Source organism: Actinoplanes sp. NPDC051411, assembly GCF_040682075.1.
Taxonomy (GTDB): domain Bacteria; phylum Actinomycetota; class Actinomycetes; order Mycobacteriales; family Micromonosporaceae; genus Actinoplanes.
Map to the genome: position 1 here is coordinate 54650 of NZ_JBFBAD010000020.1, position 21071 is coordinate 75720.

Below are 21071 nucleotides of genomic sequence, written 5' to 3' on the forward strand. Positions count from 1 at the left end.
CAAACACTCGCCGCCGAGAGGACGACCGCTGAACCAGAAGCGGCGAGCCGTAAAAGCGCCGAGCCGCGGACCGGCAGGCGATCAATCGATGGCCCGGCGGATCGCCACCGCCAGCTGGGCGAGCCCGATCACCGCCAGCGCCAGCCACACCGCCGCCGCCACGGTCAGCGCCAGCGGGGCGTGTCCGGAGACGCCGGCCGCCAGCAGGCCGAACAGGGCGATCAGGACCCGGGTCGGCCGTTCGCCGACGGTGACGGCGCCGATCTCGGTCATGCCGGCCGCTGTCGCGCGGGCCCGGGCGTACTCGTGAAGCCAGCTCGCGGCACCCGCCGCGACCACCACCCAGCCTTGCGCCCCGCCCACCCAGAAGGCGGCGAGCCAGGCGGCCTCGCCGATCCGGTCGGCGACCGAGTCGAGCACGTAGCCGAGGCGGGTCGCGCGTCCGGTCAGCACCGCGACCGCGCCGTCGAGCGTGTCGGCGAGGGCGCCCAGCAGCACGAGCGCCGCGCCTGGAATCAAGCCGGCAAAAGGGACCAGCACGCACAGAACGAGCCCGGCCATCGTGACGACCGTCGGGCCGACGCGGCGGGACACCGGCGAGCCGAGGGTGAAGGCGAGCCGCACCCAGCCGCGCACGAAAACGGACCCGGTGCGGGGGTCGAAACCTCCGTGCAGCCGGGACCAGGCCGACGCGTACTCGTCCCAGGTCACCCCGCGGTGGCGCCGACCCCCGGGGCCAGCAGCTGCCAAACCTCGCGGGTCGCGGTCGAGCGGTTGAGTGTGATGAAGTGCACGCCCGGCACACCCTCGTCGATCAGCCGCGCGCACATTTCGGCGCACATCTCGACGCCCAGCTCGCGCACCGCGGCCTCGTCGTCGGCGACCCGCTCGAAGCGGGCCCGCAGGGCGGACGGGAACGGCGCCCCGGACAGCTGGGCGGACCGCTCGATGGTCGCGATGCGGGTCACCGGCATGACGCCGGGCACGATCGGGGTGTCGCCGCCGGCCGCCACGACCCGGTCGCGCAGTCGCAGGTAGTCGTCGGCGTCGAAGAACATCTGTGTGATCGCGAAGTCGGCCCCGGCGCGACACTTGCGGATGAAATTGGTCGTGTCGGTCTCGATGTCGGGCGAGCGGGGGTGCTTGTAGGGGAACGCGGCCACCCCGACGCTGAAGTCGCCCGCCTCCTTGACCAGGCGCACCAGGTCGGCGGCGTAGAGCACGCCCATCGGGTGCCGCACCCACTCGCCCATCGGGTCGCCCGGCGGGTCGCCGCGCACCGCGAGAACGTTGCGGATGCCCGCGCCGGCGAGCCGGCCGATCACGTTGCGCAGCTCGGCGACCGAGTGGTCGACCGCGGTCAGGTGGGCCATGGGCAGCAGCGTCGTCTCGGTGGCGACGCGCTCGGTCACCGCGACCGTGGTGTCTCGGGTGGTGCCGCCGGCGCCATAGGTGATCGAGACGAAGTCGGGCCGCAGGGACTCGAGCTCGCGGATCGCCCGCCAGAGCAGGCGCTCCCCCTCGGGGGTCTTCGGCGGGAAGAACTCGAACGAGAACGTCGGCGCGGCGCCACGGATCAGCTCGCCGATAGCCGGTGTGCCGGGGAGACGGGAAGGAAGTCCGAGAGCCACGCCGAGACTCTACCGGGTGGTCGGCTAGCGTTTTCACCTGTGAACCGCACCGACCACGCCGGGCTCCGATCCCGGATCGACAAGGCGCTCGCCACCTTCCTCGGCGGCCAGCGCGCGCTGCTGGTCGGGATCGACCCCGCGCTGGCCGAGCTCTCCGACGCCCTCGAGGTGTTCGTGCTCGGGCGGGCCAAGCGGTTGCGGCCCTCCTTCGCCTATTGGGGATATCGGGGCGCCGGCGGTCCCGACGCCGATTCGGTCGTCGCTGCGGTCGCCTCGCTCGAGTTGGTGCAGGCCAGCGCCCTGATCCACGACGACCTGATCGACCGCTCGGACACCCGGCGGGGGGAGCCGTCGGTGCACCGGCGGTTCGAGACCAGGCACACCGCGGCCGGCTGGCGGGGCGGGGCGGCCGGTTTCGGCGACAGCGCCGCGGTGCTGCTCGGCGACCTGGCCATGGTCTGGTCGGACGAGATGCTGCACACCTCGGGGGTCGGCACGCCCGACCTGGCCCGGGCCCGGGTCGTCTTCGACGAGATGCGCACCGAGGTCACGGTCGGGCAGTACCTCGACGTGCTCACCCAGGTCACGGCGGACACGTCGGTCGAGCGGGCGAGCAAGGTCGCGCGGTTCAAATCGGCGAAATACACGGTCGAGCGGCCTCTCCTGCTCGGCGCGGCCCTGGCGGGCGCGCCCGATCCCGTACGCGCGGCGTATTCGTCCTTCGGCCTGCCACTCGGCGAGGCGTTCCAGCTGCGTGACGACGTGCTCGGGGTCTTCGGCGATCCGGTCGAGACCGGCAAGCCGGCCGGCGACGACCTGCGCGAGGGCAAGCGGACCTACCTGGTGGCGGCCGCGTTCTCCGCGCTCTCGGCCGGCGACCGGGCCACGCTCGACGCCGGGCTCGGCGACCAGGGTCTCGACGACGAGGGCGTGGCGCGGCTGCGGGCGCTGATCCGCGATTCGGGTGCCCTCGCCGCGACCGAGCGCCGCATCGACGAGCTGATGACGGCCTCGCTGGCCGCGCTGGCCGACGCGCCGATCGACGAGACGGCCCGCCGGGTGCTGCGGGAACTCGCCGACGCCGCCATCCGCCGGACCGTCTGAACCGGGCCTTCGCCAACAGCGCGAGCACGCTGCCGCCGAAGACGACGCAGCCGGACACGTAGGCCACGATCGTCGCACCGTTTCGGCTGCCCCGGTCGCGCACGGCGCCGGGCGAGAGACCGAACCGGGCGGCGATCTCCTGCGGCCCGGCTCCCCGCACCGCCATCACGGCCCGCCCACTCGTACTCATCGGCACCAGCTGCCCGTGGCGCGGCCGCTCTAGGCTCGGCCCGTGCTGGACTCGGGGGTCATCTGGAACGTCGTCGACCAGTGGCCCGTGCTGAGCATCCTGGCGCTGACCGCCGTTCTCGCGTGGCCCCTCGGCCGCCGCCTGGGCCGCGGCGCCCCGGGCGTGGCGTTCGTGGCGGTTCTGGGCGCTGTGCTGGCGGCGACCACGACGACCCGGCAGCCGGAGTTCTCGCTCGGCGGCCTTCACCCCTACCTGCGCGAGTTCCTCGATCCGGTCTACCTGCTGGACGGCTTCGGCAGCACCGCCGAGAAGCTGGCCAACATCGGGCTCTTCCTGCCGCTGGCCGCGCTGGCCACGCTGCTCTGGCGCCGCCCGGTCGGGGTCGTGGCGGCGAGCGCCGGGCTGAGTTTCCTCATCGAGGCGTGGCAGGCTTACATCGGACGCGCGGGCGACGCCGTGGACGTCGTACACAACACGTTCGGCGCGATCCTCGGCACGATCGTCGCTCTGGCCGTCGTCAGCTCCCGCCGCACCGGCCCCGCTCACTAAGCGATGCCACTCACTAAGCGATTCCCCGGCGGGCGAACGAGGCGGCGGTGCGGTCGAAGATCTCGACGGCCTGGTCGGGCCGGGCCGCGGCCTCGGCCAGCGCGAGGCCGGTCTGCGGGTCGTAGCCGATCAGGCCGGTGTGCTGCTCGACGATGCGGCCGAGGGCGTAGATCTGGCCGACGATGGTGGCGGCGTCACCACCGCTGTACCGGTACGGCACCGTGATCGCGGCGCTGTGCCGATAGAGATTGAGCTGAATGCCGGTCGGCCGGTGTTCGAGCTCGCAGTACAGCTCTCCCTCGTGGACCGCGACGTCGCCCAGCAGCTCCCGGACGGCGGCCGTCACGGTGGCCCTGACCTCGGCGTCCAGCGCCTCGGCGGCACCGTCGTCGACGGCCTCGAAAGCCTCGCCGGCGTCCTTGCGGAGGAACTCCAGGTCGTAACTCATGGCTGCGCACTTTATCGGCGCGACCACTCACTCACGTCGCCCGGTCGGGGCGAGCGTTCTGGGCGCGCCAGCGCCCTGCTCGGCCCGGCCGGGCCCTCGGCGTGAGCAGCGGTCTGTACCCCGCTCCCGGCTACGACCCGGATTTTCTGATCTTGGCCAGCAGGCGGCTGCCCTGGCCGGCGGGTGGCTCGCGGTCGATGCCGCGGCGGCCCCAGAAGATCCAGAGGGAGAGCGTGAGCAGGACCATGCCGAAGCCGAAGAGGAGATCTTCGACCGGGGCGTGGGCGATGCGCAGGCCGAGGATGTCGCGGGGGTTGTAGAGGACGATGCCCCGGCCGGTCAGGATGCCGTTGGAGAGCAGCTGGAAGACGATCACGATCGGGTAGGTGGCCCAGAAGACCGCCCGCGTGACCAGGCGGGTGCGCAGGACGAAGAGGTCGGCCACCACGGAGAGGGCGACGCCGAGGAGGGCGGCGACGGTGTAGGTCACTCGTCGCCGGCCGGTTTGCCGAGGACGGCCCGGACCGCCTCGAGGCCGAGGATCGCGCAGAACGGCACGACCAGGAAGAACAGGACCTCGTCGATCGGCAGGTGGCCGGGCAGCAGGACGCCGGTGATCTGGCCGCGGTCGAAGTGCCAGTGGCCGGCGGCGATCGCGGCCAGATCCCAGGCCGTGAAGACGGCGGCCACCGGCAGCACGGTGAGCAGGAGCCGGCGCCAGCGACGGAGGACGTGCACGCGCAGGACCGGCTCGAGCCAGAGGGCCGTGACCAGGCACCCGGCCAGGACGGCCAGGTAGGCCAGGTGGCGCACGGCGTCAGAAACCGATGGCCTGGGCCCGCCGCTTGACCTCGCGGGCCAACGGGCCACCGAGGCCGACCGCCGGGCTGCCCTGGAGTGCCTCGTCGGGTTGGTAGAGCCACCGGAGTGCCTCTTCGTCGTTATACCCGGCGTCGCGCAGCAAGTTGAGCACGCCGGGAAGGTGTTTGAGCACGGTGTCGTTCGCCAGCAGCTCGGCGGGCACCACGCGCACCCCGTCGCGCCGGACGGCGAGCAGGTGGCCGTCGCGGACCATCTGGTTCACCTTGCTGATCGACAGGTCGAGCTTCTCGGCCACGTCCGGTAGGGGCATCCACCCGGCCGGACCGGCGGTTACGGAATCACTCACCAGTACAGCCTGCCAGATAAAAAGGAGTGCGAGCCCGATGAGTGTGTGGCGGAGGACCCGTACGGAGGTGGCCGGTGCGTGGCGGTCGATGCGCTACGACATGGGCCGGCGGCCGTCGGAGCCGCCCGCCGACGGCCACGACGTGACGTCGACCGGGATGAACACGTTCGGGGGTGCGGGGCTCGACTTCGGTCCCGAGCCGATCGAGATGCCGGTGGCGGGACGCATGCCGGAGCCCCGCCGGTCGCCGCGGCGGGCGATGGCGGTGTCGGCGTTCGGGGTGCTGACGGTGGCCGGGGCGGCCGCGGCCTATCTGGTCGTGGTGAACGGGCTGGTGCCGATGCGGGACGAGGGGCCGGCCGCGGCGGGGACGCTGCCGCCGGCGACGGCGGAGACGGGGATCGGGCGGTCGCCGCGCGCGCCGCGGATCCCGGTGGACCGGACGCCCCGTAGCGCGGCGCCCGTGATCAACACAACTCCCGCGGGCCGGCCGCCGGCGGTCGTGGTGCCGAGACCGCCCCAAAAGGCGAGTCCGATTCGGACGAAAAAACCGGCAGATCCGATTTGCTGTGTGAATCCGCCGGCGCCCACGCCCACCGCTCCGGCCTCGTCACCCTCCCCCACGCCCTCGGCGACGTCATCGCCGTCGGCGAGCGAGTCCGACTCCGGCGATCCGAGCGGAAATCCCAGCGAAACGCCCGAACCCCGCAAGAGCCGAAAACCCGGTCATCACCGACGGCACCGCTGAATGCGGGGCAGAAAACCACGGAGTGCGAGCAGGTCAGTACCCGTTTGGACTCAGCTATGACATCCTGGTCTGCCCCCACCCGAAAGACACATACACTTCACGCCGATGGACACCACAGTCGCCGACACGTTGATCGGCACGACGATTGACAGCCGCTACCGGATCACCGGTCGAGTGGCCCGTGGTGGCATGGCGACCGTCTACACGGCTCTCGACGAGAGGCTCGAGCGCACCGTCGCTCTGAAGATCATTCACCCGTCGCAGGCGACGAACGTCCACTTCGTGGACCGCTTCACCGACGAGGCCAAGACGATCGCCCGGCTCACCCACCCCAACGTCGTCGCCGTTTACGATCAGGGCCGCCACCTCGGCCTGCCCTATCTGGTCATGGAATACGTGCACGGCAAGACCCTGCGCGACCTGCTGACCCAGCGCCGCAAACTCAGCCCGGTCGAGGCCTGCGCGATCCTCGAGCAGATGCTCTCCGCGATCGCCGCCGCACACCGGGCCGGCCTGGTCCACCGGGATGTGAAGCCGGAGAACGTGCTCGTCGCCGAGGCGCCGAGCGGCGGCTCCGACAACCTGGTCGACGCGGTGGTCAAGGTGGCCGACTTCGGCCTGGCCCGCGCGGTCGAGGCCAGCAGCTCCGACAATTCGGGCCAGCTGATGGCGACTGTGGCCTATGTCGCACCCGAGCTCGTCACCGACGGCCACGCCGACGCCCGCACCGACGTCTACTCGGCCGGCATCGTGCTGTTCGAGATGCTGACCGGCCGGGTGCCCTACGACGGCGACGACCCGGTCGAGGTGGCCTGGCAGCACGTCGACAACGACGTGCCGGCCCCGTCGACGATCGTCCGCGGCCTGCCGCCGGTGCTCGACGACCTGGTGGCCCGCGCGACCCGGCGCGACCCGGGCGCCCGCCCGACCGACGCCGGCGCGCTGCTGGCCGAGGTGCAGACGGTCAAGGACGACCTCGGCGTGCAGAACGCCGAGACCGCCCTGCTGCGCGCGGTGCCCGCCCCGCAGCCGACCCGGCACGGCGCGATGGACGCCACCGCGCTGGTCCCGGCGGTCAACGCGACCTCGGTCGAGCAGCGGCCGTCCTGGGCCCGGCTGCCCGAGCAGGCCCCCCGGCCGCCCCGCCGGGCCGGTTCCACCTTCACGTCGACCGGCAAGCCGCCGACCGGCCGTCGATACGACCGGCGCCGCATCCTGCTGATGTCGGCGGTCGCGGTGATGGCGCTCGTCGTCATCGGCAGCACGTGGTGGGTCACGATGGGCCGCTACACCGACGCTCCCAACCTGGTCAACATGACCAAGGCCCAGGCCGAGCTGTACGCGCGGCAACACCACTTCGAGGTCTTCTACGCGCCACCGGCCTACAGCCAGACCGCGCCCAAGGACGCGGTGATCGACCAGAAGCCGAGGGCCACCGAAAAGATCGTCAAGGGCGGCACGCTGACCCTCACGCTGTCGCTCGGCCCGGAGCAGTTCCCGGTGCCCGACGACCTGGTCGGCCACGAGCTGTCGGCCGTGCAGGGCGAGCTCGACGGCCTCGGCCTCAAGCTCAAGCAGGGCAAGGGACAATACAGCGACACGGTTCCCGAGGGCTCGGTCGTCTCGACCGACCCCAAGGCGGGCACCCAGCTCAAGCGCGGCGACACGGTCACGGTCGTGGTCAGCCAGGGCAAGGCGCCGATCAGCGTGCCCGACGAGACCGGGAAGAACATCAACACCGTCCGCGGCGAGCTGCAGGCCCTCGGCCTGGAGGTCAACGAGAAGTACGTCGACGGCGACCAGCCGGCCGACACGGTGGTCAGCCAGTCGCCCAAGCCGGGCACCGGCGCGTCGCAGAACGACACGATCACCCTCAACGTGAGCAAGGGCCCGCCGCTGGTCGGCATCCCCGACATCCAGAACCAGCCCTGCCAGCAGGCGCAGCAGGCGCTTCAGCAGGCCGGCCTGGCGCCGCAGATCGCCGGCAACCCCAACGCGTTCGCCCACGGCACCAACCCGCCGGCCGGCACCCAGGTGCCCGGCCAGACCCAGATCCAGCTGCTGTGCTTCTAGACCAGAGGCGAATCGGCTCGCACACGAAGACGGCGGGCGGCCTGGCCAAGGCCGCCCTGCCCTACGTCGACGCCGCCGGCTCGGAGACCCTGCAGGTCTATGTCTCCAACTCGCGCGGCTGGGCCCTCCCGCCCGGCGACCCGAAGCAGGACACGCTGTTCCGCGACGGCTGCGGAGAGCGCGGCCTGCCCGCCTACGTGCACGCGTCGCTGCTGGTCAACCTGGGCTCGCCGACCGACCTGACGGTCGAGCGGTCGGTCGCCACGCTGGCACACGCGCTCGACCGCGGCCACGCCATCGGCGCGACCGCGGTCGTCTTCCACGCCGGCAGCTCGGTCACCGAGGAATACACGCCCAAGGCCATGCACCAGCTCCGCGAGGCGCTGCTGCCGCTGCTCGACTCGGCGGCCGCGCGCGGGCTGCCCCGGCTGCTGGTCGAGCCGAGCGCCGGGGGCGGCCGCAGCCTCGCCTCCAAGATGCAGGATCTCGGCCCCTACCTGGCCGCGGTCGAGCAGCACCCGTGGCTGGGCGTCTGCTTCGACACCTGCCACGCCTGGGCGGCCGGCCACGACCTGGCCACCCCGGGCGGCATGACAGCGACGCTGGACGCGCTGATCGAGACGATCGGTCCGGGCCGCCTCCAGCTGATCCACGCCAACGACTCGAAGGACGAGTGCGGTTCGACCCGCGACCGCCACGAGACCATCGGCCAGGGCCGGATCGGCTCGGCACCGTTCGCCGAGCTGCTGGCCCATCCGGCGACCGCCGGCATTCCGGTCATCGTCGAGACGCCGAGCGAGGAGCACGCCGGCCACGCGGCCGACATCGCCCTGCTCAAATCCCTGCGCCAGCCCTGACCCGACTTGCCTCGGTCAATCATGGTCACCACAATGGCGGCGTGCCCGATGTCCCCGCGGACCAGCCCGCCGCCGAAACCCCAGCTCAGCCCCCGGTAGCCCCCGAGGCCCCGGCCGAGCCGGTCGCGGAGGCTCCCCGGGCGGTGCCTGCGGTCGCTGCACCGCCGACGGCTCCTTTCCCGTACGCGTACGGGCCGCCCCCACCCGCACCAGAATCGCCAGGCGCACCCACCGGGGGTTATGCCCCGGCGCCCGCGGGTCATCCGGCCCCGCCCGGGGCTTACGCACCGCCCGCCGGGGGTTATCCGGGCCCGCCCGCGGCCTGGCCGGGTGGGGGTTATCCCCCGGCCGGAGGCTGGCCCGGCGGCCCCGTTCCCCCGCCGCCCGGCTGGTTCCCCCCGGGGATGCCGCCGCCGAAGCCCAAGGCCTCCCGCGCCGCCGTGATCGTCACCATCGTCGCGATCGTGATCGTGCTCACCTGCCTGAGCTTCGGCACCGTGGTCTTCTTCACGCTCCGCCACGACGACAGCCTCGACCAGGCCGGGGGTGCCCCCGCCACCCCGCCGACCGCCGAACCGTTCCCGACCGACCTGCCGACCGGCGACCCGGATCGGACGTACGCCGCCCACGAGGGCGACATCCGGCAGTTCATCGTCGACCGGCCGGACGGGGTTCAGGCGTGGGAGGGTGCCCCGTCCGACCAGTTCCTCGATCTGAAGACGGCCGCCGCCGATTTCGCCGACCCGAACGACGGCAAGGCCGTGCTCCAGCAGTATCACTTCGTCGACGGCTACACCCGCCGCTGGATCGACGACGACAAGAACATGGTGAAGGTGCGGGTCCTCCGCTTCGCGAGCCCCTCCGACGGGGACAACTTCACCAACTTCTTCATCGACGCCAACCAGGGCGGCAGCTGGGGCGACCCGCAGCCGGTGCCGGGCATCGACACCGCGGCCGGGTTCGTGGAGGACAAGCCGATGGAAAACGGCTACCAGCGTTCGGTGGCCGTCGGCGACGCCGGCGACATCGTCGCGATCGTCATCGCCGACCAGATGCCCACGGCCGACGCCGCGGTGCCCGACGCGGAGCTCCTAGACGAATTCGACCTGCTGTAACCCGTCTCCCGTTCGCGCCAAGCGCTCGCGACTCAGATACCGGACCGGCTTGCCGAGCGACTCCGCGTAGGCAATCTCTTGTCGGGTTGATTCTCCTAGGTAGCCGCCCGGATCCACGATGTACACCTCGTCCGCCATGCGAATCTTTTGGAAGTGCACGACGCCCAGCCGCCCCTTCAGGTCCGAGCTGTCGACTATCCAGTCGTAGTCCGGCAGATCGGGCAGGCCGAACATCCCGAGGCTGATCACCACGCAACCTTCCATCGTGAGCCGCTGGTTGACTTCGGCGAACTCAGCCTCAAACTTGGTCGAGCCGCAGAGCGTGATGACCTTGGCCTCGCCCTCGGCCGACTGCGGCGCCTGATGGTCCTCCATGAGGTCATGATCGATGAACGGGCAGGACAAGTCCATTGCCGCTCCTGGGCGTCCACGCCGCAGGCAACCGGCGTCTGCCTTGGACGCCCGTCACCTTCCGTGAGCGCTGCGCTGACCGACGACAGGTGAGCCGACGATCAGCAACCGGCTGTCCAGCGTTGAGATGATCACTTGATGGAACAGGTGAGTAGCCGTGTGGTGTACCGCAATCCGTGGATGACCGTCAGGGAAGACGAGATCAGGCGACCGGACGGCAGTCCCGGCGTCTTCGGGGTGGTTGAGAAGCCGGACTTCGCGTTGGTCCTGCCCCGGTGCCATGAGGGCTTCTGGCTGGTGGAGCAGTTCCGCTATCCGGTGGGACGGCGGGCGTGGGAGTTCCCGCAGGGCAGTTGGGGCCGAGACGCCGTCGACGATCAGGTGGCCCTCGCCCGGAAGGAGTTGGCCGAGGAGACCGGCCTGCGCGCTGGGTCCATGACACACCTGGGTCATCTGTTCGAGGCGTACGGGTTCTCGACCCAGGGGTTCGACGTCTATCTCGCGACGGAACTTGAGCAGGGCGCCCCGGACCGGGAGGCGAGTGAGCAGGACATGATCCACCGCGCGTTCAGCGATACCGACATTGCGGAGATGATCCGTTCCGGGCAGATCGTGGACGCGCCCTCGCTGGCGGCTCTGACTCTCTATCGGCTGCAGTCGGTTTAGCCGGCTCGGCCGTACATCTGCCGTTTGAGATCCGGAGCTGAAGGGCGGCCTCAACCCGGCGGTCACGCCGTTGACGAAGCGGTTGATGCCCGGCAGGTCGGCCTGCCCGGCGCAGGTGAGTCAATGGCCGAGGCGGTGACCGTGTGGCTGCGCCATGATCGCGGCGAAGGACCGTACCCGCTCGGCGGCGGCTGGACCTCTCGCTGCGGCGGCCCGGCGACGTGTCAGTCCGGCGACCTGTTCGGCGAACGTCCGCGTCCCACAGGAGATGTTGCGCAGAGCAAGCGCCGCACCGTCAGGCACAGTTCCACCACGCGGCCTGCGACCGGTAGACGCTGATACGGCGAATGCACCCGTGCCGAGGCGACCGCACAGGCCGGACAACTTTGCTTGCCGCTGCGCGCCGCAGCATGAAGAACGACGCCATCCTGAGCGTCGATGACCTCTACGCCGTCAAGATGCGGCAACAGCCGGCTGATGAGAACAAAACCACCCGGTGTCGTTCAACCTGGGTGATGCCGCACTCCACGGCCTGACGCAGCCGGTACACCGGCGGGTCGAAGGTGGGCGGCCGCCCGCCTTCGGCTCCTTTGCCCTTGCGGTGGGCGCGCAACCGCCCCACAACACCGGCCGTTACGAACACGGATCAGAACGGGCGGCGCGGGCGGAAGGTCGGCCGGTCGCCCTCGCGGGTCAGGGTCGGGAACAGGCTGGAGTTGATCTGCCAGGACGGCGCCTGCCGGGTCTGCACCTGCGTCAGCGTGCGGGTCAGGGTCTGCAGCATGTCGGCCAGCGCCTGGTGCAGCTGGGCGTCGGTGACCATGCCCTGGCCGTCGACGGCGTGCGGCACCAGCGGGATGCGCTGGCAGGCCGCGTGCAGCAGCCGGGCGTTGCACTGGGCGAGCACGGTCTCGAGCGTGAGCCGGGCGCCCTCGTCCTGGCCGGGGGTTGCGACCGACAGCCAGGCGACCGGTTTGCCGCCCAGGTCGCCGCCGGCCACCACGTGGTCGAGCAGGTTCTTGAGGCTGCCCGGGAGCGACCCGGCGTATTCGGGGGTGCAGAACAGCACCGCGTCGGCGGCGGCGATCCGCTCGCGTACGGAAAGGGCGGCCGCCGGTGCCGCCTCGCCGGGAACGAAGGCGGGCAGGTGCCGGAGGCCTTCGTAGACCTCGGCCACGAGCCCGGGCGGCGCCAGCCGGGCCGCCGTGCGCAGAGCGGAGGTCTGCAGCGACGACTCGGCGGTGCTGCCCGAGATCATGAGAAGGCTGGTCATGACTAGGACAGTAGGCGGACGAGGACGTCGATCGCCTTGTCGACCGCTTCGTCGTCGAGGTCGAGGTGGGTGACCAGGCGGGCGACCTGGGGCAGCATGGGAGAAATGTAGACGCCCTCGTCGGCTGCCGCCGCGGTCAGGCCGACGGCGTCGAAGCGGTTCTTGGAGAGGTCGAGCGGCACGAGGTTGGTGCGGACGAGCGAGGGGTCGACGACGCCGAGCGGCGCCAGCGCCGAAGCGATGCGGTTGGCGCGCGCGTGGTCCTCGGCGAGCCGCTCGATGTTGTGGTCGAGCGCGTAGAGGCCGGCCGCGGCCAGGATGCCGACCTGGCGCATGCCGCCGCCCATGCGCTTGCGCAGGATGCGGGCGCGGGCGACTTTGTCGGCGCTGCCGATGACCAGCGAGCCGACCGGCGCGCCGAGGCCCTTGGAGAGGCAGACCGAAATGGTGTCGAAGAGGGCACCGTAGTCGCTCAGCGGCACCCCGTCGGCGACGTGCGCGTGCCAGATGCGGGCGCCGTCGCAGTGCAGCGCGACTCCCGCCGCCTGGGTGACGTCGCGCAGGGCCTGCAGCGTGGCCAGCGGCACGACGCCACCGCCGCCCAGGTTGTGGGTCTGCTCGACCGCGACCGCGTGGGTGGCCACCGTGTAGCCGCCGGAGCCGCGGAACATCGCGGCGATCGCGTCGGGGTCGATGTTGGCGCCGACCGAGCCCCACGTGCGCGAGGAGATGCCGCCGATCGCCGCGGCCGCGCCCATCTCGTAGACCAGGACGTGCGCGTCGGCCCCGGCCAGCAGCTCGCCGCCGGGCTGCACGACCAGTTGGAGGGCGATCTGGTTGGCCATCGTGCCGGACGGCGCGAACAATGCCGCCTCGTGGCCGAACATCTCGGCGACCCGGGATTCGAGCCGGGCCACGGTCGGGTCGTCGCCGAACACGTCGTCCCCGACCTCGGCGGTGGCTATCGCCTCCCGCATGCCCGGGGAGGGACGGGTGACGGTGTCCGAACGAAGGTCAGCCACGAAGCATCTCCGCAACGAGGAAGGCGAGCTCGAGGCTCTGCTGGGTATTGAGTCGGGGATCGCAGGCGGTCTCGTAGCGATCCGGGAGGTCGAGGTCGGCGATGCCCTGGGCGCCGCCCAGGCACTCGGTGACGTCTTCGCCGGTCAGCTCGATGTGGATGCCGCCGGGGTGGGTGCCGAGGTTGCGGTGCACCTCGAAGTAGCCGAGCACCTCGTCGACGATGCGGTCGAAGTGCCGGGTCTTGTAGCCGTTGGACGACTCGTGGGTGTTGCCGTGCATCGGGTCGCACTGCCAGACGACCTTGGCCCCGGACGCGTGCACCTTTTCGACCAGGGGCGGCAGCGCGTCGCGGACCTTGCCGTTGCCCATCCGGCTGATCAGGGTGAGCCGGCCCGGGATGTTGTCGGGGTTGAGCATCTCGCAGAGCTCGAGCGCGGTCTCGGGCGAGGTGCCGGGGCCGAGCTTGACGCCGATCGGGTTGGCGATCCGGCTGATGAAGTCGAGGTGGGCGTGGCCCATCTGCCGGGTGCGTTCGCCCACCCACAGGAAGTGGCCACTGAGCCCGTACGCCTTGCCGTCGCTCACCCGGGTGAGGGCCCGGTCGTATTCGAGCGCGAGTGCCTCGTGCGAGCAGTAGAGGCTGACCGTCCGCAGGGCCTCGCTGTCGGTCATGCCGCAGGCCCGGATGAAGTCGAGGGCCCGGTCGATCTCGCGGGCGATCGCCTCGTAGCGCTCGCCGGCCGCCGAGACCCGGACGAAGTCCTTGTTCCAGTCGTGCAGCCCGTGCAGGTCGGCCAGGCCACCGGCGAGGTAGGCCCGGAGCATGTTCATGGCGGCGGCCGAGTTGGCGTACGCCCGGATCATGCGCTGCGGGTCGGCGACGCGGGCCGACTCGTTGGCCTCGATCGAGTTGATCATGTCGCCGCGGTAGGCCGGCAGCCCCAGCGAGTCGGTCGGCACCGAGCGGGGCTTCGTGTACTGCCCGGCCGCCCGGGCGACCTTGACCACGGGCATCGAGGCGCCGTACGTCAGGACGACCGCCATCTGCAGCAGCGTGCGCGCGTTGGCCAGCAGGTGGCTCTCGGTGTTGTCGGCGAAAGTCTCGGCGCAGTCGCCGCCCTGCAGCAGGAACGCCCGGCCCTCGCACACCTCGGCCAGCCGCACCCGCAGCTGGTCGACCTCGTAGGGCGCCACGATCGACGGGACACTGTCGAGGACTTTGCAGACCGAGGCGACCTCGTCCATGTCGGGCCACGGCGGCATCTGCACGCGCGGCAGGTCGCGCCAGCGGTCGAGGCCGAGCGCCGCGTCCTCGGCCGAGTCGGTGGACGGGCGCGATGTCTGCAGGGCCGGGTTCGCGACTCCCGGATGGCTGAGCTGGTGCCACTCTCGCATGCCCACGAGCGTACGGAAGAGGGGCACCGGCCTGATGGCCGGTGCCCCCGGTGTCTCAAATCTTCTAGAGGTTGTTCTTGATCGCGGAGATCAGCTCACCGTTGCTCGTATCGCCGGAGAACTCCCAGAAGAACGCGCCGCCGAGACCCTGCTGCTTCACATAGCTCATCTTGCCGGCGACCGTCGACGGGGTGTCGTAGCTCCACCAGTTGTTGCCGCAGAACGCGTACGCGGTGCCGCCGACCGTGCCGGTGGCCGGGCAACTGTTCTTGAGGACCTTGTAGTCCTCGATGCCCGCCTCGTAGGTGCCCGGTGCCGCACCGGTCGCCGAGCCGCCGGGCGCCGCCTGGGTGACGCCGGTCCAGCCGCGGCCGTAGAAGCCGATGCCGAGCAGCATCTTGCTGGCCGGTACGCCCTTGCTCTTGAGCTTCTGGATCGCCGCGTCGGAGTAGAAGCCGGCGGTCGGGATGCCGGGGTACGAGTTGAGCGGCGAGTGCGGGGCGGTCGGGCCACTCGGGGAGAAGGCGCCGAAGTAGTCGTAGGTCATCGGGAAGACCAGGTTGAGCTTCTGGATGCCCGAGGCGTAGTCGGCCACGTCGAGCTTGCCGCCGTTGGAGCCGTCGGCCGAGATCGCCGAGGTGATCAGGAACGACGACCCGAACTTGTTCCGCAGGGCCGTGATGACGTTGTTGTAGGCGGCCGGGCCCGAGGCGTCGCACTGCAGGCCGCAGGCGTTCGGGTATTCCCAGTCGATGTCGATGCCGTCGAAGACGTCCGACCAGCGCGGGTCCTTGATCAGGTTGTAGCAGCTGTTGGCGAACGCGGTCGGGTTGGCCGCGGCCTGGGTGAAGCCGGACGACCAGGTCCAGCCGCCGAACGACCAGATGACCTTGATGTTCGGGTACTGCTTCTTGAGCTTGCGCAGCTGGTTGAAGCTGCCCCGCAGCGCGCCGGCGTCCCAGCTGTCGGCGACGCCGTCCACGCTGGTGGCGGTCGTGTAGGCCTGGTCGTAGTCGGCGTACGAGTCACCGATCGAGCACTGGCCGCCGCTGGTGTTGCCGAACGCGTACAGGATGTGCGTGAGCTTGCTCGCCGAACCGGACGTGACCAGGTTCTTCACGAAGTACTGACGGGCGTAGACGCCCCACTCCGCGAAGTAGCCGACGACGTTCTTGCCGGAAGGACCACCAGTGGGCGGGGTGGTCGTGGGCGGAGTGGTCGTGGGGGGAGCAGTGGTGGGCGGCGGGGTCGTCGTGCCGCCACCGCACGCGCCGGCGTCGGTCCACACGTCCCACTGGGTGCTGTGCGTGGCCGGGGATTCGTTCTGGGTCCACCACTTGGCGGTGTAGTTGTGGCCGTTCTGGGAGGCGCTGTTGCCCTGCACATATGTGGCGGTGGAAGACCACGCTGGGGCACAGGCCGTCGCGGCCGAGGCCTGGACCGCGGGGATCATGGCGGTGGAGGCCACCACGACCGCCCCGGCCCAGAGGGCGCGCCGGAGGGATTTCTGCACGTCAGTCTCCTCGTGAACAGTTAGGAAAGTTTCCAAAAAGTTCGTAGGAGAGACGGTAGTCACATATATTCACAGTCGTCAAGATGTTCATGAGCGCCGCCACCGAACGTGACGGGGTGCACACGATCGGACACAGCGCGTAGGCTGCCGACATGACCGTCTTCGACGTCGACATCGACGCTCTCACCGGTGGACCGGCCCGCCTCGACCAATACCGCGGCTCGGCCGTCCTGGTGGTCAACGTCGCCAGCAAGTGCGGCATGACACCGCAATACGCCGGCCTGCAGGCCCTCTGGGCGTCCCGGCGCGACCGTGGACTGACCGTGCTCGGCGTGCCCTGCAACCAGTTCGGCAGCCAGGAACCCGGTACGGCGGCCGAGATCGGCGAGTTCTGCGAGATCAACTACGGCGTCACCTTCCCGCTGACGACCAAGGTAGAGGTCAACGGGCCCGGTCGGCACCCGCTCTATCGTGAACTGATCGGCGACGGCGGCGACGTCCAGTGGAACTTCGAGAAGTTCCTGGTCGCGCCGGACGGTCAGGTCGCCTACCGGTTCGAGCCCGGGGTGCCACCGGACGACCCCGAACTCGTCGCGGCCATCGAGAAGCTGCTCCCCCGCTGAGCCAGCGATGAGCATCCACGTGATCGGAGTCGACGCGTACGCGCTCGGCTGGGTCGGGGTCGAATTGCGGGATGGTTCGTTCGGGCGGGCGGTGCTCGCCTCCTCGCTCTACGAGATCGTCGCGGGCGGCTCCGGCGCCGCGGTGATCGGAGTGGACATTCCGCTCGGCATGCTGCCGGACAAGTGGCGCGCCGCCGACTCGCTGGCCGCCGACCAGCTCGGACCGCGCCGGGGCAGCGTCTTCCGGGTGCCGCCGCGCGCGGTCTGGCAGGAGGCCGACTTCGCCGCCGCCAACCGGGTCTGCCGCGAGCTCACCGGGGCCGGCCTCAGCCGGCAGTCGTGGGCCCTGCGGCCCAAGCTCCTCGAGGCCAACGCGATCTGGGAACGCCACCCCGGCCTCCTCTTCGAGGCCCACCCCGAGGTCAGCTTCCGCACGATGGCGGGCGAGCCGCTGGCGTACGCGAAGAAGACGTGGACCGGCCAGGCCCGGCGCCGTGAGCTGCTCGTCAAGAACGGGATCGTGCTGCCGGACCAGATCGGGCCGGCCGGCCAGGCCCCGCCGGACGACATCCTGGACGCGGCCGCGGTCGCCTGGACGGCCCACCGGATGGCCACCGGGGCGGCGCTGAGCCACCCCGACCCGCCGGAGGAGGACAACGGAGCGAAGATCGCGATCTGGTATTAGCCCAACGGAAAAGAGGCTCCTATGTGAGCTCGGCGGCGATCTGCCGCGCGCGATCGCGGGCCGCCTCCAGCGCGGTCATCATCGCGCCACGCACGCCGTGGTTCTCCAGCTCGCGGATCGCCGAGACGGTGGTGCCGGCGGGCGAGCTGACCGCCTGCCGCAGCTTGACCGGCTCGTCGCCGGAGTCACGCAGCATCGCCGCCGCGCCGGCCGCGGTCTGCACGACCAGATCGCGCGCCACCGCGTGCGGCAGCCCGAGCAGAACGCCGGCGTCGATCATCGCCTCGGCCAGGAAGTAGAAGTAGGCCGGGCCGGAACCGGAGAGCGCGGTGACCGCGTCCTGCTGCGACTCGGGCACCCGCATCGTCGCGCCCAGCGGCCGGAAGATCTCCTCGGTCAGCGCCAGGTGCTCCTCGGTCACGTGCGGCCCGGGCGAGATCACGGTCATCGCCTGGTCGACCTTGGCCGGGGTGTTGGTCATGACCCGCACGACCGGGATGCCGCCCGGCAGCCGCTCGGTGAAGAAGCCGGTCGGCAGGCCTGCGCAGAGCGAGACCACGAGCTTGCCGGGCGGCACCTTCATCCCGAAGTCGTCGAGCAGGCGGCCCGCGTCCTGCGGCTTCACCGCGATCAGCAGCACGTCGGCCTGGGTGACCGCGGTCAGGTTGGGCACCGGGCGGATGCCGTAGCGCTCGCCCAGCTCGGCCGCCCGCTCGGGGCGCCGGGTGGTGGCCAGCACCCCCTCGGGCGGCCAGCCGGCCCGCAGCAGTCCGGCGAGGACCAGCTCGCCGAGCTTGCCCGCGCCGATCACGGCGACACTGCTCTTGGTCATGGTGCCCCTTCAATGAAAAAGGGGCGGCCATCGGCCGCCCCCGGAAAAACGCCGACTCAGCTACCGAAGAAGACCTCGGCCTCTTCATAGCGGGAGAGCGGAACGGTCTTCAGCTCGCCAGTGCCCTCGATCAGCGGCACGCGCACGATGTCGGTGCCCCGTAGCGCCATCATCTTACCGAAATCGCCCTCGTGGACGGCGTCGATCGCCTGGAGGCCGAAGCGGGTCGCGAGCACCCGGTCGAATGCGGTCGGGGTGCCACCGCGCTGGATGTGCCCGAGCACGACCGTGCGGGCCTCCTTGCCGGTCTTCTCCTCCAGCTGCTCGGCCAGCCACTGGCCGATGCCGCCGAGGCGGACGTGGCCGAACGAGTCGAGCTCCTGGGTGCGCGTGACCATCTGGCCCTCGAGCGGCTGCGCGCCCTCGGCGACCACGACGATCGGCGCGTATTCGACCTGGAAGCGCTTGGTCACGTACGTCGCGACCTGCTCGACGTCGAAGTTGCGCTCGGGCAGCAGGATCACGTTGGCGCCACCGGCCAGGCCGGCGTGCAGGGCGATCCAGCCGGCGTGCCGGCCCATGACCTCGACGACCAGCGTGCGGTGGTGCGACTCGGCGGTGGTGTGCAGCCGGTCGATGGCCTCCATCGCGATGTTGACCGCGGTGTCGAAGCCGAACGTGAAGTCGGTCGCGTTGAGGTCGTTGTCGATCGTCTTCGGCACGCCGACGACGTTGACGCCGAGGTCGTTGAGCTTGGTGGCGACGCCCAGGGTGTCCTCGCCGCCGATCGCGACCAGCGCGTCGACGCCCTGCTCGGCCAGGTTGGCCTTGATGCGGTCGACACCCCCGTCGATCTTGAACGGGTTGGTGCGTGAGGAGCCGAGGATGGTGCCGCCGCGCGGCAGGATGCCACGAACCTCCGCGATGCCGAGCGGCTTCGTCAGACCCTCCAGCGGGCCCTTCCAGCCGTCGCGGAAGCCGACGAACTCGTGACCGTACGCGGCGACGCCCTTGCGGACCACCGCCCGGATCACCGCGTTGAGACCGGGGCAGTCGCCGCCGCCGGTGAGCACGCCGATGCGCATGATTTGCTCGTCCTCCCTGATCGGGTATGCGAGAAGCAGATGGCCCGTCGCTGAAAACCCGGTCGGCAGCGTTGCCGGGCCCGGGGCGGGCGCAAGCCGCACTTTAGTCGCCGTCACATCCCCGGACGAAAGCGCCTCCCCCGACCGGGTCAGCCTAAACGCCCCGGCTACGCGTTGTTCGGCGAAAGGACGTTCCAGCGGGCGAGGTTGTGCCGGGCGTCGACGAGCGCGTCGTGCCGGCCGGCCATCGTGGGCAGCTTGGGACGGCCGCGGTCGTCCCAGAGCTGGCGCAGGTCCTTGGTGAAGCGCGGGATCTCACGGGGCAGGGCCGGCATCGCACCCCAGAGCTGGGCGAGGACGACGTGGTCGTACGCCGCGTACCACGCCCAGAGCTCGATCTCCTCGTCGCGCCCGCGGACCGGTTCCATGAGGAACGCGTACAGGTCGTCGCGGATGCGCTCGCGGGAGCGCCAGGCCTTGTCCCCCGGGCTGGGTAGTTTTTCGAGCACGTTGCGCCGGACCCACGGGATCGCCCGGGAGTCGTCGAACTCGGTGCTGATCGCGTAGAACTCGCGACCGTTCTCGTCGACCACGCCGATCGAGACGAGGTCGACCACACGGCCGTCCTCGATGAACTCGCAGTCATAAAAGTAGCGGTAGGGCATCGGGTTCATCCTCGCTCATGGTCAGCCGGCCGCCGACTCCAGGGCCTGCCGCGCGACCTCGAGCGACTCCTCGCAGCCGTGCTGGGCGGCGTGGAAGGCCCGCACCGCCCAGCCGAGCCGGAGCAGCACCGGCAGCGCCGCCTCGAGTTCGTCCGCACTGACCGGGCCGGCGGCCAGGTAGCCGTCGATCAGCTCGGCCGCCCGTTCGGTGCCGCCGGCGTAGACGATCGCGGCGGCCACGTCGTAGACCAGCGGGCCGGTGCCGCTCGCCCCGCAGTCGAGCAGCCCGGCCCGGCCGGTCGCCGGGTCGACCACGAAGGTGCCGGGCGCCGGGTCGCCGAGCAGGACGCCGTACGTCAGCCGGTCGGTGACCGTGAGCCGCGTCGTGGCGGTCAGCGCGCCGGTCACCGCGGCCCGCAGCCACGGTTCCCGGGCCAGGTGCGGCGCGTCCGTGTCGAGCGCCTGCCACCGCCGCAGCGCCGGGTGGTGGAACCCCTGGAGCGCCCGGTGCACCGCGCCCAGCCGGTCGCCCCACCACTGCTGGTCGACCGGGTCGCCGCCGTCCAGCCGCCGGCCGGGCACCCGGCGCAGCACCGCCAGGACGCCGTCGGCGGTCCGCACGGTCAGCTTGCCGCCGAGTGTCCGCACCGGATCGCCGGCCGCGATGCCCCGGCCGCGGAGATGACCGGCGGCGGCCAGGCCGGCCTCGACCGGGCGGCGCACCGCGAGATCGCTGAGCCGGCAGACGTACCGGTCGTCGCCGGTGGTCACCTCCCAGGCGCGGGAGAGCAGGGTGCCCCGCAGGGTGGTGATCTGGTGCGGGACGAGATGCCACTCATCGCGCAGGGTCGATCGAACGAGCTCGTCATCCGGCACGAGCGGGATTATCGCGGCACACAGGCCAAAAGCGACGGACAAGCTGGGCGGCAATCACGCAAGGCGATGGAACGGTTTACAGATAGCCACTATCACGACATGATCGTACGAGCGGTTCCGGTTGCCGGGCCTGGAAAATGG

24 protein-coding genes and 1 pseudogene are annotated in these 21071 nt (G+C 71.0%); 8 read left to right on the forward strand and 17 right to left on the reverse strand.

What is annotated here, in order from left to right; translation table 11 throughout:
* Positions 1-81: 81 nt before the first annotated feature.
* Together AB0M88_RS13780 and metF are read right to left on the reverse strand one after the other, a co-directional pair.
* Entirely contained in the window at positions 82-711 is a 630-nt protein-coding gene (locus tag AB0M88_RS13780; RefSeq protein WP_364100418.1) for a CDP-alcohol phosphatidyltransferase family protein, read from the reverse strand.
* Positions 708-1631 carry a methylenetetrahydrofolate reductase [NAD(P)H] gene (metF, locus tag AB0M88_RS13785; RefSeq protein WP_364100421.1) on the reverse strand — a complete coding sequence of 308 codons (924 nt, stop codon included), beginning with the start codon at positions 1629-1631 and terminating at the stop codon, positions 708-710. The genes AB0M88_RS13780 and metF overlap by 4 nt, the downstream gene beginning before the upstream one ends.
* A gap of 39 nt (positions 1632-1670) precedes the next feature.
* On the opposite strand from metF, the gene AB0M88_RS13790 reads away from it, so the two are divergent.
* On the forward strand, positions 1671-2735 hold the full coding sequence (locus tag AB0M88_RS13790) for a polyprenyl synthetase family protein (protein ID WP_364100424.1): 1065 nt from the start codon (positions 1671-1673) through the stop codon (positions 2733-2735).
* A 232-nt stretch (positions 2736-2967) separates the two neighbouring features.
* Entirely contained in the window at positions 2968-3474 is a 507-nt protein-coding gene (locus AB0M88_RS13795) for a VanZ family protein (RefSeq protein WP_364100426.1), read from the forward strand.
* A gap of 13 nt (positions 3475-3487) precedes the next feature.
* Here AB0M88_RS13795 and AB0M88_RS13800 read toward each other — a convergent pair whose 3' ends face one another.
* The 5 genes from AB0M88_RS13800 to AB0M88_RS13820 all read right to left on the reverse strand — a co-directional run bounded on the left by AB0M88_RS13800 (position 3488) and on the right by AB0M88_RS13820 (position 5318).
* Entirely contained in the window at positions 3488-3922 is a 435-nt protein-coding gene (locus AB0M88_RS13800; protein WP_364100429.1) for a hypothetical protein, read from the reverse strand.
* A 130-nt stretch (positions 3923-4052) separates the two neighbouring features.
* Positions 4053-4412, reverse strand: coding sequence for a lycopene cyclase domain-containing protein (locus AB0M88_RS13805; protein ID WP_364100432.1), 360 nt, complete (start codon positions 4410-4412; stop codon positions 4053-4055).
* Positions 4409-4735 (reverse strand): lycopene cyclase domain-containing protein, encoded by a 327-nt coding sequence (locus AB0M88_RS13810; RefSeq protein WP_364100435.1) that lies wholly within the window; start codon positions 4733-4735, stop codon positions 4409-4411. The genes AB0M88_RS13805 and AB0M88_RS13810 overlap by 4 nt, the downstream gene beginning before the upstream one ends.
* A 4-nt stretch (positions 4736-4739) precedes the next feature.
* Positions 4740-5054, reverse strand: coding sequence for an Rv2175c family DNA-binding protein (locus tag AB0M88_RS13815; RefSeq protein WP_364100553.1), 315 nt, complete (start codon positions 5052-5054; stop codon positions 4740-4742).
* A 129-nt stretch (positions 5055-5183) separates the two neighbouring features.
* Positions 5184-5318 carry a hypothetical protein gene (locus AB0M88_RS13820; protein ID WP_364100438.1) on the reverse strand — a complete coding sequence of 45 codons (135 nt, stop codon included), beginning with the start codon at positions 5316-5318 and terminating at the stop codon, positions 5184-5186.
* A gap of 625 nt (positions 5319-5943) precedes the next feature.
* On the opposite strand from AB0M88_RS13820, the gene pknB reads away from it, so the two are divergent.
* From pknB to AB0M88_RS13835, 3 genes are all read left to right on the forward strand, one after another.
* Positions 5944-7911 (forward strand): Stk1 family PASTA domain-containing Ser/Thr kinase, encoded by a 1968-nt coding sequence (gene pknB / locus AB0M88_RS13825; protein ID WP_364100440.1) that lies wholly within the window; start codon positions 5944-5946, stop codon positions 7909-7911.
* Positions 7902-8768 (forward strand): deoxyribonuclease IV, encoded by an 867-nt coding sequence (locus AB0M88_RS13830; RefSeq protein WP_364100443.1) that lies wholly within the window; start codon positions 7902-7904, stop codon positions 8766-8768. Before pknB ends, AB0M88_RS13830 begins: the two co-directional genes overlap by 10 nt.
* Before the next feature lie 404 nt (positions 8769-9172).
* Entirely contained in the window at positions 9173-9883 is a 711-nt protein-coding gene (locus AB0M88_RS13835; RefSeq protein ID WP_364100446.1) for a hypothetical protein, read from the forward strand.
* Here the strand turns inward: AB0M88_RS13835 and AB0M88_RS13840 are convergent.
* Positions 9860-10294 carry a hypothetical protein gene (locus AB0M88_RS13840; protein WP_364100449.1) on the reverse strand — a complete coding sequence of 145 codons (435 nt, stop codon included), beginning with the start codon at positions 10292-10294 and terminating at the stop codon, positions 9860-9862. The two genes, AB0M88_RS13835 and AB0M88_RS13840, sit on opposite strands and share 24 nt — an antisense overlap.
* Before the next feature lie 138 nt (positions 10295-10432).
* On the opposite strand from AB0M88_RS13840, the gene AB0M88_RS13845 reads away from it, so the two are divergent.
* The gene (locus tag AB0M88_RS13845) at positions 10433-10960 is read left to right on the forward strand and encodes an NUDIX hydrolase (RefSeq protein ID WP_364100452.1); all 528 of its coding nucleotides are present in this window, start codon (positions 10433-10435) and stop codon (positions 10958-10960) included.
* Between the two features lie 487 nt (positions 10961-11447).
* Here AB0M88_RS13845 and AB0M88_RS13850 read toward each other — a convergent pair.
* From AB0M88_RS13850 to AB0M88_RS13870, 5 genes and pseudogenes are all read right to left on the reverse strand, one after another.
* Positions 11448-11567: pseudogene (locus AB0M88_RS13850) on the reverse strand (IS5/IS1182 family transposase); the annotation flags it as partial.
* A gap of 39 nt (positions 11568-11606) precedes the next feature.
* Positions 11607-12233: an NAD(P)H-dependent oxidoreductase gene (locus tag AB0M88_RS13855; RefSeq protein ID WP_364100455.1), complete on the reverse strand. Its 627-nt coding sequence runs from the start codon at positions 12231-12233 to the stop codon at positions 11607-11609.
* Positions 12234-12235: 2 nt separating this feature from the next.
* Positions 12236-13255 carry a GntG family PLP-dependent aldolase gene (locus AB0M88_RS13860; protein WP_364100458.1) on the reverse strand — a complete coding sequence of 340 codons (1020 nt, stop codon included), beginning with the start codon at positions 13253-13255 and terminating at the stop codon, positions 12236-12238.
* Complete coding sequence (locus AB0M88_RS13865) at positions 13248-14651, reverse strand: class II 3-deoxy-7-phosphoheptulonate synthase (RefSeq protein ID WP_364100461.1); 1404 nt, start codon at positions 14649-14651, stop codon at positions 13248-13250. Before AB0M88_RS13865 ends, AB0M88_RS13860 begins: the two co-directional genes overlap by 8 nt.
* A 64-nt stretch (positions 14652-14715) precedes the next feature.
* Complete coding sequence (locus tag AB0M88_RS13870) at positions 14716-16164, reverse strand: glycosyl hydrolase family 18 protein (protein WP_364100464.1); 1449 nt, start codon at positions 16162-16164, stop codon at positions 14716-14718.
* Positions 16165-16316: 152 nt separating this feature from the next.
* Between AB0M88_RS13870 and AB0M88_RS13875 the strand changes: the two genes are divergently transcribed.
* The gene (locus AB0M88_RS13875) at positions 16317-16787 is read left to right on the forward strand and encodes a glutathione peroxidase (RefSeq protein ID WP_364100467.1); all 471 of its coding nucleotides are present in this window, start codon (positions 16317-16319) and stop codon (positions 16785-16787) included.
* 7 nt (positions 16788-16794) lie between these two features.
* Positions 16795-17472, forward strand: a complete 678-nt coding sequence (locus tag AB0M88_RS13880) for a DUF429 domain-containing protein (RefSeq protein ID WP_364100470.1) — start codon at positions 16795-16797, stop codon at positions 17470-17472.
* A gap of 19 nt (positions 17473-17491) precedes the next feature.
* Here AB0M88_RS13880 and proC read toward each other — a convergent pair whose 3' ends face one another.
* The 4 genes from proC to AB0M88_RS13900 all read right to left on the reverse strand — a co-directional run bounded on the left by proC (position 17492) and on the right by AB0M88_RS13900 (position 20930).
* Positions 17492-18304, reverse strand: a complete 813-nt coding sequence (gene proC / locus AB0M88_RS13885; RefSeq protein ID WP_364100473.1) for a pyrroline-5-carboxylate reductase — start codon at positions 18302-18304, stop codon at positions 17492-17494.
* Positions 18305-18360: 56 nt separating this feature from the next.
* Positions 18361-19389, reverse strand: a complete 1029-nt coding sequence (locus tag AB0M88_RS13890; protein ID WP_364100475.1) for a 6-phosphofructokinase — start codon at positions 19387-19389, stop codon at positions 18361-18363.
* Between the two features lie 167 nt (positions 19390-19556).
* Entirely contained in the window at positions 19557-20054 is a 498-nt protein-coding gene (locus AB0M88_RS13895) for a polyadenylate-specific 3'-exoribonuclease AS (RefSeq protein WP_364100556.1), read from the reverse strand.
* Between the two features lie 21 nt (positions 20055-20075).
* On the reverse strand, positions 20076-20930 hold the full coding sequence (locus tag AB0M88_RS13900) for a phosphotransferase (protein WP_364100478.1): 855 nt from the start codon (positions 20928-20930) through the stop codon (positions 20076-20078).
* Positions 20931-21071 lie beyond the last annotated feature (141 nt).

What these genes read in the sequence shown, in the direction of transcription:
- AB0M88_RS13865 (WP_364100461.1), bottom strand. Translation starts at nt 14,651, where the DNA reads ATGCGAGAGTGGCACCAGCTCAGCCATCCGGGAGTCGCGAACCCGGCC.
- AB0M88_RS13800 (WP_364100429.1), bottom strand. Translation starts at nt 3,922, where the DNA reads ATGAGTTACGACCTGGAGTTCCTCCGCAAGGACGCCGGCGAGGCTTTC.
- AB0M88_RS13815 (WP_364100553.1), bottom strand. Translation starts at nt 5,054, where the DNA reads ATGCCCCTACCGGACGTGGCCGAGAAGCTCGACCTGTCGATCAGCAAG.
- pknB (WP_364100440.1), top strand. Translation starts at nt 5,944, where the DNA reads ATGGACACCACAGTCGCCGACACGTTGATCGGCACGACGATTGACAGC.
- AB0M88_RS13855 (WP_364100455.1), bottom strand. Translation starts at nt 12,233, where the DNA reads ATGACCAGCCTTCTCATGATCTCGGGCAGCACCGCCGAGTCGTCGCTG.
- AB0M88_RS13880 (WP_364100470.1), top strand. Translation starts at nt 16,795, where the DNA reads ATGAGCATCCACGTGATCGGAGTCGACGCGTACGCGCTCGGCTGGGTC.
- proC (WP_364100473.1), bottom strand. Translation starts at nt 18,304, where the DNA reads ATGACCAAGAGCAGTGTCGCCGTGATCGGCGCGGGCAAGCTCGGCGAG.
- AB0M88_RS13895 (WP_364100556.1), bottom strand. Translation starts at nt 20,054, where the DNA reads ATGCCCTACCGCTACTTTTATGACTGCGAGTTCATCGAGGACGGCCGT.
- AB0M88_RS13835 (WP_364100446.1), top strand. Translation starts at nt 9,173, where the DNA reads ATGCCGCCGCCGAAGCCCAAGGCCTCCCGCGCCGCCGTGATCGTCACC.
- AB0M88_RS13875 (WP_364100467.1), top strand. Translation starts at nt 16,317, where the DNA reads ATGACCGTCTTCGACGTCGACATCGACGCTCTCACCGGTGGACCGGCC.
- AB0M88_RS13845 (WP_364100452.1), top strand. Translation starts at nt 10,433, where the DNA reads ATGGAACAGGTGAGTAGCCGTGTGGTGTACCGCAATCCGTGGATGACC.
- AB0M88_RS13890 (WP_364100475.1), bottom strand. Translation starts at nt 19,389, where the DNA reads ATGCGCATCGGCGTGCTCACCGGCGGCGGCGACTGCCCCGGTCTCAAC.
- AB0M88_RS13840 (WP_364100449.1), bottom strand. Translation starts at nt 10,294, where the DNA reads ATGGACTTGTCCTGCCCGTTCATCGATCATGACCTCATGGAGGACCAT.
- AB0M88_RS13820 (WP_364100438.1), bottom strand. Translation starts at nt 5,318, where the DNA reads ATGCGTCCCGCCACCGGCATCTCGATCGGCTCGGGACCGAAGTCGAGC.